The organism is Methanosarcina sp. MTP4 (assembly GCF_000970045.1).
In the GTDB taxonomy this organism is placed as follows: domain Archaea; phylum Halobacteriota; class Methanosarcinia; order Methanosarcinales; family Methanosarcinaceae; genus MTP4.
On the sequence record NZ_CP009505.1, the window covers coordinates 3,495,965 to 3,507,965 of the forward strand.

At 45.7% G+C, this 12,001-nt stretch carries 6 protein-coding genes; 1 reads left to right on the forward strand and 5 read right to left on the reverse strand.

From position 1 onward, the window contains the following. Positions 1-204 precede the first annotated feature (204 nt). Positions 205-1,656: a P-loop ATPase, Sll1717 family gene (locus tag MSMTP_RS14650; RefSeq protein ID WP_048180893.1), complete on the forward strand. Its 1,452-nt coding sequence runs from the start codon at positions 205-207 to the stop codon at positions 1,654-1,656. Positions 1,657-1,766: 110 nt separating this feature from the next. Here MSMTP_RS14650 and MSMTP_RS14655 read toward each other — a convergent pair whose 3' ends face one another. The 5 genes from MSMTP_RS14655 to MSMTP_RS14680 form a co-directional block, all read right to left on the reverse strand. Continuing rightward, a complete protein-coding gene (locus MSMTP_RS14655) occupies positions 1,767-4,679 on the reverse strand; it encodes a DEAD/DEAH box helicase (RefSeq protein ID WP_048180896.1) in 2,913 nt (970 codons plus the stop codon). A 257-nt stretch (positions 4,680-4,936) separates the two neighbouring features. Beyond that, complete coding sequence (locus MSMTP_RS18140) at positions 4,937-9,052, reverse strand: PAS domain S-box protein (protein WP_369799645.1); 4,116 nt, start codon at positions 9,050-9,052, stop codon at positions 4,937-4,939. Between the two features lie 734 nt (positions 9,053-9,786). After that, positions 9,787-10,644 (reverse strand): metallophosphoesterase, encoded by an 858-nt coding sequence (locus MSMTP_RS14670; RefSeq protein ID WP_048180898.1) that lies wholly within the window; start codon positions 10,642-10,644, stop codon positions 9,787-9,789. Between the two features lie 74 nt (positions 10,645-10,718). Further along, positions 10,719-11,117 carry a hypothetical protein gene (locus tag MSMTP_RS14675; protein ID WP_231582805.1) on the reverse strand — a complete coding sequence of 133 codons (399 nt, stop codon included), beginning with the start codon at positions 11,115-11,117 and terminating at the stop codon, positions 10,719-10,721. Positions 11,118-11,532: 415 nt separating this feature from the next. After that, a complete protein-coding gene (locus MSMTP_RS14680; RefSeq protein WP_048180901.1) occupies positions 11,533-11,907 on the reverse strand; it encodes a CU044_2847 family protein in 375 nt (124 codons plus the stop codon). Positions 11,908-12,001: the final 94 nt, after the last annotated feature.

The following is a 12,001-nucleotide window of genomic DNA, read 5'->3' on the forward strand; positions in this document are numbered from 1 at the left end:
AAAAATACTTCTTCATCCACCATTACCTTTTAACCATCCTTGATATCATTTCATATCCAACCTACTCGGTCTTTCAAACTCCGAAAAAAAGTACTGAATAATCAAGAAGTTTCCAGCAAAAAATGAGAGTATGGGGGTCCAGGAACTGATGAAAAGAAAGTTAAATAAGAAAATTTTAAATATGTGACAAGAAATCTTATCTGTATGAAATTTAAAGATATTGAATTTGGGAGAATTGCCGCAGAGTATGAATTAACTTATTCTCCTAAACTCATTATCGACGGTTTTTTAGATGCATATGGATATATTGACTCCATAATCAATAGTGAAAAATTTTTAATTCTGGGTCCAAAGGGTTCTGGCAAATCAGCAATTGGATCCAAACTGGAAGTAATCGCACAGGAAGAAGGCGATATTTGTACCAAAAGTTATTATCTTGACAACTTTCCATATAATCGATTTTCAGAAGTAATTCCGTGCAGAGAGGCACCTGAAACAAAATATCCAGACAATTGGGAATTCATTTTGATGGTTGCGTCTCTAAATTCTTTCATCGAAGATAAAGGATTTCGCTATCCAAACACAAAAAAAGCAAAAACTGTTTTAAAAGCACTTTTTGATCTCGGATTGTTATCGGTAAAAGAAGATCTATCCTTAGAGAACATTGTAAAAACTACTACAGACAAAAACTTTAAAATTGGACTGAGCAAAGTTGGATATGAATCATCAAAAAAACAAGAAAAAATTACCAATGTAAAAAAATTATATAGCGCACTACAAGAAATTTTCTACTTAGTGGAATTACAATCTAAACATTTCATCATTATAGATGGACTAGATGACGTTTTGACCCAGAGGGAGAAACAGTATAAGTCCCTTTCTGCACTTGTTGCAACTGCAGATAAGATAAATAAAAAGTTTTATCAAAAAGGTATTAAGGCAAAAATAATCACAATGTGTAGAACAGACCTTTTCAACAAGTTATCAGAACCAAATAAAAACAAAATTAAACAAAACTCTGGAATAGTACTTGATTGGCACCAAGATAAAATAGATTTGAAATCCACAAACTTAAGCAAACTGGTAAATTTACGTGCTAAAATATCACTGGGTGAGGAAATAGATGTCTTTGAAATGTATTTACCTCCAGATATTTATCACGGGAATCAAAACAAAGAAATTGAACAAGTTCTTTTTGACTACACAAGGCATTTACCCCGAGATATAATTCAGCTATTCAACGAAATCCAAAAACATTCAGGAAACAACGAAAAACCCTCAAAATCCAATGTTAAATATGCATTGACAACTTATTCAAAAGATTATTTCGTTGGAGAAATAAAAGACCACTTGTGTGGATTTTTAAAAGACGAAGATATAGAAAAGACGATTCAACTCCTAGTAAAAGTAAAGAAAAATAAATTTGACATATCCCAATTAGAAGAAATTATAGAATCCGATGATAAATTCAAATCACTTAATTTAAATGACATTTTGAACTTTCTGTTCGACTCCAATGCAATAGGTAACATTGACAAAGAAACTAACTTTGTGACATTCAAATATCGAAATCAATATGCGGAATTCAATCCAAACCAAAATATATTGGTACATTATGGTCTCAGAAAAGGATTGAATTTGAGTAATGCAACTTAACAAAATTAAAAAATATATCAAAAACTTACTAAAATATAGAACATAAAATTTGTCAACGACAATTGTAAAAAACTTATATTAAGATCATAAATGTGATTTATTTCCTCCCCTCACCAGAACTTCTTCGTCTTCACATACTGCCTCTCAGCCTTCAGGATATCCCTGTAAAACGCCTCTTCATCCACCCTCAACTTCGCAATAACCCTTGAAGCCGTCTCAGGCCCGACTCCCCTGCTCGCAAGTGCAATTACTGCCTTATTCCCCTGGGACATCACAAGGCTTGCGTTCCTGTAGACCCGCTGGACCCTCTTTTTCTCCTCGTTTGAGATGGGGCTGCCTTTGCCCTGTTTTCTCACCAGTTTGATCTCCTCTTCTTCCCAGGGCTTGAGGGCTGCAATAGACCTGGAATCGCAGACCGGGCAGACGATTTCTTCGGGGACGTTCTTGACCTGGCGGCGGGAGGTCCATTTCTTGCAGGTCGTACAGAAGAGGATCACCCGGTCGTTCATGATCCGTTCCTTTAAGGCAAGGACGATTGAGCGGTCCGCCTTTTCGGGGGCTACCAGGTCCTTTTTCATGGCAAAGCCCGCAGAGCCGATCGGGGTAGGGCCCGAGACCTCGACTGCGATTTCCCCGGAAGCAATCCTTTCCAGCACCTCCTTTGCCCGTTCCACGTCCAGCATATCATGGAAAATCTCCCGGACCACCTCGTCGTACATGGAAGAGCCCTCGTAGATGTCCAGCAGCTTCTTCATGCTGATCCGGTCGTACTCTATGTCCTTTGAAAGGGCGCCGAACTTCCGGGCTACGTGGACCATCTTCCACTTCATCAGGGTCGTGTTTTTAAGCGTCATCTCGATGATTGGCTCCACATGCTCCGGACGGATCGCAAGCAGCATGTCCCGGATCTGCACAGCCCCAACCCGCCTTGGAAGCGTAAGCCTGATCCGGTACGGGTCCACCTCCTGAGCCACACTGCTCCCGAAGCGTGCCGAAAGAAGCGAGGTCAAAACCCGTGCCAGCGTCCCGTTGGTATTGTGCCCGAAACAGGCGTTCAGGGTCACAGCCTCCCCCTCGTCCTCGATCACGATCGTGTCCGCGTCCGGAAGCGGAAAGCCCCCTTCCACGTGTTCCCGGACCAGCCTGACCAGCTCAAGCACGGAACGCACGTCCACCGGGTACTTTTCGCGGAGCTTTTCAGCAGCCTTTTCATCATCCAGCCCCTCAAGTTCATCAGGTTCTTCAGATCCAGCCGATCCACGGATCAGCTCCGCAATCTCAGCCCTGAGCCTCCCGACGTCCTGAGCCACCTCAAAAGGCACCGGGATTTCTTCGCCTGTCCAGCTCGGGACCTCCCCCATGCCCTCCACGGGTTCCACCTTTATCCGGTCCCTGCCAGGCTCCCGCTCCTTATCCGGCATCTCCACGACCCGCCACATGTCCCCTTTCGTAATGAAAACGGCGCCGGGGCTTGCAAAGTTCACTACAAAGGCTTCGTCCAGAGTCCCGACGGACTTGCCGCTCACTATGTCGTAGATCTCGTACTTTTTCTCGTCCGGGATCATGGAAAGGTTATCGTAATAATATTGCCAGCTCTTCTTCCGCTTCTTGACGGAAGGCGAACCCTCGTCCCGCCAGACCAGCCTGTAATCGGAGACCTGGTCCACCACCCGCTGCAGCTCTTCCGGGCTGAGGTCCTTGAAAATATACGCCCGCCGGAGAATCGAATAGATCTTTTCGACCTTCACTTCCCCGAAGTCCATCACCATCCCTGCGATCTGGTTTGCAACAACGTCCAGGGATTTGGCGTGCGGGAAAATCTTTTCCACCCTTCCTTCCAGGGCAGCCTTCGTAATCGCCATGCTCTCGGCAGTGTCGTCGGCTTCAATAGAAAGAATCGTCCCCCTGGAAACCTCATGGATCCTGTGCCCGGCTCTCCCGACCCTCTGGAGCAGCCTCGATACCTGCCGCGGAGACCCGTACTGGATCACCCGGTCCACCTTCCCGATATCGATCCCGAGTTCCATTGAAGACGTGCAGATAAGGCCCCGGAGCTCCCCTCCCTTGAACGACTCCTCAGCCTCAATCCGCGCCTCGAAGGAAAGCGAGCCGTGGTGCACCCCGATAGAAGCCCCCATTTTCCTGAAACCCGATGCCAGTGCCTCCGCACTCTGTCGCGTATTCACAAAGATCAAAGTTGACTGGCTCTCCTCCACAATATCCCGGATACAGCGGAGCTGGGAGGCAAATTCCGGCTCACAGCCAACCTTCCTTACAATCTCCAGGACCTCCCTTTCCATGCCCTCCCTATCTTCGGCTTCCCCCGAGACCTGCGGGCTGACTACATCAAATTCCAGCAGCTTGAGCAGGGGCACCATTACAACCGTAAAATCCCTTTCGGATCCTGCCAGGAACTTTCCAATCTCCCAGGGGTTTCCCACCGTCGCAGACAAGCCGATCCTCTGGAACTCTCCCGAAAGTTCCACCAGCCGCTCGAGTCCCACAGCAAGCTGGGCTCCCCGTTTAGAGCCTGCAAGCTCATGGATCTCGTCCACAACAACATGGGTCACGGATTCCAGGTTCTTCCGCAACCGGGAACCCGTAAACATCGCCTGCAGGGTCTCAGGCGTTGTAATCAGGAAGTCAGGGGGATTTTTCGACTGCCGCTGGCGCTCGCTCTGCGGGGTATCCCCGTGCCTGACCTGCACTTTGATATCGAGCAGCTTTCCCAGTACCTCAATCCGGGAGAGCATATCCCGGTTGAGAGCCCGGAGAGGAGTGATGTAGAGGGCGGAAATCCCGCTCCGCTTTTTCTGCTTTTTCTTGAGAATCGCGTGGAAGACCGGCAGGACAGCCGATTCGGTTTTCCCGGAGCCAGTGGGTGCAATCAGGAGAGTGTTCTTTCCGTCAAGGATGAAAGGAAAAGCCCGTTCCTGCGGTTCGGTGGGTTTGGTGAAACCCAGGGTCTTAAGGGCTTCCTGAATCCTGGGGTGGAAGGAGTCGAAGGTGTTGTTGAACGTCATTTTTCAGGGATCTGGTTTTTGGTTAGAATATTTAGGATAGAATATTCCTGTTGTTTCTGCTTGTTTTGTTCGTAAGCACAAATATAAATGCTTGTATTCAAAATGCTTGTATTCAGGAGTTGAAAGCAAAGGGTACAAATAAAGAAATGAAACAGTGAAAAAGAGTAGATATTAATAAAAATAGAATTGTTTTCGAAGAAAAATTGCTCCCGCAAGCCTTGCCGCAGAAGTAAGCTCTGCTTATTAATTCACAGGGTTTATGGGCTTTCCTCTACACTGAAAGTGATTCTGAATTCTGTCCCATGGTTTCGCTTAAGCTCGATATTTCCTTCCAGCTGGTCAATAAGGATATTTACTAACTGCAACCCCAGGGATTCAACCCTCTCCATGCCTATACTTTCAGGAATTCCTTTTCCATTATCTGAAATTGTCAGGCTAAAAAGAGATTTGTCTCTTTCCTTATTCTTTTCTTCCCTGCAAAATCGGATTAGAATTTCCCCTTCTTTTTCAGTAAATGCATGTTTGAGAGAGTTTGAAACAAGTTCATTAACAATTATTCCTAACGGGACAGCAACATCCATATCAAAGAATGTATTTTCCTCAAGGCCCATGTTTAAGCTGAGATCAGCATTTCCAAGGCTGTATGTCTGAAAAAGGTTCTCAACGAGTTTCTCAATATACGATGAAAAGTTCAGTGTGTCGAACCCTCCACCCTTATACAGTTCCTCATGGATAAGAGCCATTGATATTACTCTGTCCTGACTTTCCCTGAAGGCTTCCAGAACTTCCGAATCCTTAATATCCTCTCTGTTATTGAACTTTTCAGCCTCAAGATCCAGCAGTGAGGAGATTACCTGCAGATTATTCTTGATTCTATGATGAATTTCCTGTTTGCGGGCAATTTCGATATTTGACAGAGCTTCTTCAGCTTCTTTTCGCTTGGTGATGTCAGTTAGCATGCTTATCGAGCCCATAAACCTGCCATCCATATCAAAAAGGGATTTAGCACTTATGAGCACCCATAAGGATGATCCACCCTTACATATTAATTTCAATTCGTAGATCTCATTGATACCCTGCCTCCTCCTTTCCAGGTTCAGTTTGACAATAGCCTTGCAATCTTCACTGACGAAGTCCCATATCGCTATGCCAATAACTTCTTCCAGAGTGTATCCGAGCATATCCGTCATTTTCTCATTAGCGTAAGTGACTCTGGATTCAGCATCAATTATGAATATACCTTCGTTGGCGGTCTCTACAATGTTGCGGTACTTTTCCTCACTCTCCCGAAGTTTTTCTTCTACTCTTTTTCTTTCGGTTATATCCCTGGAAATGAACGAGATCGCAGTCAGCTTTCCATGACTATCAAAAACCGGAGAAAGAGTTATTGAAACATCTATTATCTGCCCGTCCTTTCTTAACCGTGAAGTCTCATGGTGGTGGATCTTTTTCCCCTGTTTAATCAATTCACTTAATTTTTTTGTTTCTTTATCTAAATGGGGTGGAGCCACGATTGATGTGTGATTCCCAATAAGTTCTTCCGCGGAATAACCATAAACTTGCTCTACTTCTTCATTGCAACTTGTAATAATGTCGTCAAGGGATATAGTGCCAATAGCATCATTTGACGATTTCACAATATTAGCTAAGACCTGAATTTTCTCTTCTGATTTTTTACGCTCAGTAATATCCTGAACTATTCCCTTTATTCGAACAGGGATTTTTTTATTATTCAAAATAAATTCCGATTCCAGGTGAACTGTGCGTACTTCCCCGTTATCCCGGAAAATCCTGTAATCAATACCAAAGGGACTTCCGGTTACGGCTTTTTTAGTGGCATTACAATAGTAATCCCGATCATCGGGATGTATGTAAGACAAATATTCATTGTAAGAAGGTGCCAATTCTCGGGGGTCACGTCCGAAAATACGATACATTTCCTCGGACCAGTATGCTTCATCAGTTGCAATATCCCACTCCCAATTACCAATATGAGCCATTTTTTGAGCTTCAGCAAGCCCTTTTTCACTGTCTTTTAAAGAGTGATAAGCCTTCTCAAGCTCTGCTGTACGTACTTTAACTATTCCCTCAAGATTTTCATGTGCTCTTTTTAGAGCTTCTTCTGCTTTTTTGCGCTCAGTGATGTCCCTCGCCGCTCCTATCAATCCTATGATGTTGCCCTTTCCATCGTAGTAAGGTGCTTTTACGGTCTGGAGGACGCGCAATCCATGTGATGTAAATATTCTCTCCTCCAAGGTTGTCCCTTTTCCAGTCTCCATGACTCGTTTGTCATCCTCCGCTAGCTTCCTGGCCATCTCAGGAGGGTGAAAATCGGCAACGGTCTTATTGAGGACCTCTTCAGGGGATTTGCCCATAAGCCTATAGTAAGCTGGGTTTGCCAGGATCATCCGGGCATCTCTATCCCTGACGAAGATGGCGTCTGAGACGTTTTCCATGATGTCTCGGAGGAATGCCTCGCTCTCCCGGACCTCATTCTCGATGCGACGCAGCTTCATAATCTTGTGAAGCTCATTAGCCACCAATTGGAGCTGCATGACATCGCGGTCGTCGTACTCATCCACCTTGTTGCCCACACCCAGGATGATCTTCACCTTGCCGTTCTCGGTGACCGGCACGCTCATGAATCGCTTCACTGTAACGTGTCCGGACGGCAGCCCTTTTTGGTTCGGTGAGGAAGGAAAGTCGTTGTAGACCACCGGGCGCTTGAGCCGGGCGCAATCGACCCAGTTACCTGCCTTTTCAATAGGGTAGTGCCCTTCCTTCCCTGCCGTGCATGACCTCAATGCTTCCTGGTTCCAGGTGGTGAGGATGATCTCTTTTTCGTCCTCGGAGACGAGGTGGAAGAAGCCGATCGTGCTATCGGTTATCTTGATGGCTTGATTGAGTGCGAAATCGTAGAGTTCGCGGTCTGATAGGTTCGATGATCGGGTATAGAGTTCGTATAAGCCGGTCGCTCGCGCCAGTTCGTTGCTGAGCTGGTGCTCCGCCCGCTTGCGCTCGGTGATGTCACGTGCTGCAGCAAATACACCAATAACTTTGCCATTTTCGTCTTTATAAACTGAAGCATTATACAAAACAGGGGTTATATGCTCATCCCTATGCCGAATTTCAAGAGGATAGTCTCGAACTTCACCATTTATAAATGCTTGCTGATATCCTGCACCAGCTTTCTCAGGCTCAGTGAAATAATCTGAAAAATCAGTCCCTATCAACTCATCTCTGGAACATCCGGTAATCTGTTCAGAAGCACTATTCACATCCTTAATCTTACCATCACGCCCAATGGTTACTAATGGATCCAGGTTTGCTTCAATAAGGTTGCGGTTATAAATATATGATAACCTGAGAGCTTCTTCCACTTTTTTGCGCTCCGTAATATCCCTGATAATGATGACTGCCCGAGGCTCTCCATTGCCATCCGTAAAAAAGGCGCTGCTGATCTCTCCGGGGAACGTAGTTCCGTCCTTGCGGGTGTAAGTGAGCTGGGCTTTTGTTGATCCGGTACGCATAAGTTCATCCAGTACGTCGGATACCGCCGGGTCTTCAAGGTTAAACATCACATCGCGCCCCCTTCCTATCAATTCTTCTTCCGCCCATCCAAGCATCCGGCAGGCAGCTGGATTGGCTGAGAGAATTTTCCCCCCATCCCTGGGGTCACTCAGGATAAGAGCGTCCATGCTATGGTCGAATAGCATTCGACACCTCTTTTCGCTCACTTGCAGCGCATCAACCAGGGCATCACGTTCCACCAGCGACCGGGCAAGCATGATATTGCTGTAGCTCAGCTGTGAAATCATGTGAGCAAGCTTCGTTAAGAAGGCCATGCTTGTGTCCACAGTCTCCCTGCTCAAGCGTGGAACTTTTTCAAAAGCTGCCATGTATTCCTCCTCATCGAAGCCATATTTCCTGGCCTGGGACCGGAAAAGCTCATAGTCCAGAGGCTCGTCTTCAAAAAAGAACTGCCCTAAAAAGAGATTGCCTACGTGCTGGTTGCCCACCATGATTGGGGTCGCGAGGTCCCACATATTGTTCTTGCACCTGTACAGCTTAAACTCTCCCGGGGAAACACCCGCAGATAACTGTGTGTCACTTTCTATGCAGTGTTTACGGGCTTCAGGGTGAATCCTGTGGAATCTGGTACATATATCCCGCCATCCAACGCCCACCAGAACATTGCCTTTGAGATCGATCAGGGCCATGGAAATGTTTGAAAACTTATAGAAATCATCCATGAGGGACTGGATAGCCGGGGCATCAATGATATCAGCAAGCTCCAGCCTGGTCACTTCCGGGGCAGGCGAGAGAACATTTCCCGGCTTAGCCCTGCCTTGATGCTCACTCCGGCACCACATCTCCTCAGCCAGCTTTCTCTCGAGAATCTCGGCACGTAAAGCCTGATTGGCTTTTTCAAGCTCAGCAGTCCGCTCCCGCACACGAACCTCCAGTTCGTCCTCACTCAGACTCTTAGAAGTCATAATTCTCCAGCCCTGCTCCAGAGAAAAGAAACAGTATGTCCTCCAGATCCTTTTTTCATTGGATAGGACCGGCAAAAGTGCGCTCCATGGCACATCTCCAATGGACCGATAACAGGACTTTTCAGTTTTTCCCTCATTCCATCCCCTCAAGTCACCAAAAATAATTTAAAAGCTTGATTATTAAAAGCTCACTTATTCGAATCGTCTGCAAGTCATCATTGTGTGAGACCCGGAACTTTTTTGGACTCCTCCATTGCATTGACATTAACCAGAGTAATCATTTGATCGCTTTTCAGGAAAAACAGATTCAATCTGTATGGAAGATGAATATTATGAGAGTATTAAAATAAATATATATTAACGTTTCTGAGACCCTTTGTTATTTTCTATTTTCAGATATTCTCCTGGAACCATTAAAAATTTTATACTAATGTAAATAATACACCTCCGACGTCATAAAAACATTTGGATCCGATACAAAAATTTTAACTACGGAGACTCCGAAAAGAAAAGTTAGAATAGAGAGTTGAAAACAATACTATTTGCCGACTGAAGCTTGAGGTTCTGAATGAAGTTTCTCTTGCTTCACATCAGATCTTCATCTGATCGTCTCATTTCGGGCTTTCAGGATTTCTACGTCTTCTGCCCCCGGACCTGTTTCTAACTCTTGTGTGCTCCAGTTTCCGGAGGTTCCTTATCACCCCGAGCCTTGTCCCGTCCAGCAAATAGAGTTCGGCATCCTCAAGTTTGACCCCGCCGGAGGAAAACACGGGACCAAGCAGGTCTTCCCGGGTCGATTCGTTAAAAGGCACACCTCCGCAGAGTTCATTAAAAGCGGGCACAATGAAAACCTCGGGATCAGTCCAGATCGTTTCGTCATCAAAATTCAGGTTTTTGAAATGTTCCCTGAGAACTTCGGGATTGAAGCGCGTCCTGATCCAGGCGGGGTCGCTTGTAGAATAGCCGAAGGAGTCCGTAAACCGGACCGTCGGGTGGTTGTGGGCTGTGACAACGGACCCTGCACCTAGAAGTTCCGGAGCAGGCCAGGTATGCCCATGGAAGTAGCCGACCCCATCCAGGACCGCGCCTTTTGCCGAATGGACCCTTATCCTAGCATTTCTGTTGAAAAGGAGCTCAATACCTCCGTCATGGTTCCCGGGCAAAATATCCACAGGAGCATGCGCTGCCAGGGCTTCCAGAAAGCGCGGGATTTCATCCCTCTCCTGCCAGGAGACCTGCGGGACGTTGTGTTTGATGTCGCCGAGGAGCACGATCCGGTCAGGAGCGGTTTCTTCGATATAGCCCTCAATTCTTATCAGCCGCTCTTTCATCCGGCTGGGAAGGGTTATCCCGCTCCTGTACAGGTCCCACTCGATCCCGAGGTGGATATCGGCTATGACCAGCGCGGTTTCGGTGTTTGTGACGGTGAGGGCGGGTTCGTTGAGGATTGGGGTGATTTCGAGAGCCATGGTTTCCGGGGAAGATTCGCTTCAGGATTTAGCAGTTTGCAATTTGTTGTCTGAGGGTTTATTGTCTGAGGGTTTTATTTTTCTTTCGACAGCTTCTCTACCTTCTCCGACAGGTCTGCCATCATCATTCGCATCTCGGAAAGCTCCTCCTGTACTTCAAGTAGCTTGTTATAGGTCGGGCTCCGGGAATCCTTGACCGCCTGTTCCTGGGAAAAGCGCTGCTTGCTCGGCAGGATGTAAGTATAAATAAAAAACATCGCAGTCAGCCCGACAAAGCCCATGGCTCCCAGGAAAAAAAGGTAGTGCGGGAAGACAGCCCTGATGTAAGAGTCTCCCGAACTGTAGTACTGCAGGCGACTGATCATGAGGAAGTTCAGGATCGAAAAGAGGAACATGGTCTCACTTATGAGGATCAGGAAACCGCCGACCCTGGTGGACATTTTGCGCTGTTTGGGGATGATGCGGGAAAACACGATTGTAACCTTTCAGTATTTATTTTAGCCGTTTATCGGAAATGCCTCTTCTATGATATTAATTTTATGGCATTTTAATAATATTAAAATATGTAGGACAGAAAAGACAACTTTTACAAGAATATCTCTTTCCAGTTCTTCAGGCAAGCAGTCCGATTTCAGGAAAACAGTTTCAGGACCAAAAAGTAAAGCTGAAAAATTACATTTTTTCCTGCAAAAAAACCTCAAACGGATTTGTAAAAAGTAGACAGTGGCGGCCAATGCACAACAAAAAAACCAGGGTTTTTTTAGAGCATTTAAAAGGATTACAGCGCATTGAAAGGATATAGTGCATTGAAAGGATATAGTGCGTTATGATGGTTTCCAGGTAGTTTAAAACCTCATTACCTTTTTTAATTATTTTAAGGGAGCTTGCTTACTCCTCACCCTTCCAGGTTAGTATTATTTTCATGTTGGTATCCTTTTCATTTTTAACTCTGGTCATTACTGCCCTTCCTTCGGCTGTAAGTTTAAGCCCGAAATTTACCTGAACCTGGGAAGGTCTATGCTCAGCATCGAGTTCCTCCACCGTGTCTACAACTCTTCTGGAGACCTGATGAATAATACGCATTGCATCTTTAAGAGCTTCCCTGGATTTTTCTTCAACAGACTTTGGAGATACCAGCACTACCTTTACCGGACTGTCAGCATGGCTCAGATCTACCATAATTGGCATTTCGTCTTCATCTTCGTCATCTTCGTCAATCACAGCAGGTTTTTCCTCTTTAGCCTTAAGTCCATACGTGAACAAAACCCCCTCAAAAGTGACCCAACAAACGTATCAAACAAAAAAGATACGGCGTTAAAATATTCCCATGTGGAAATAAATAAAATTTATATGAATA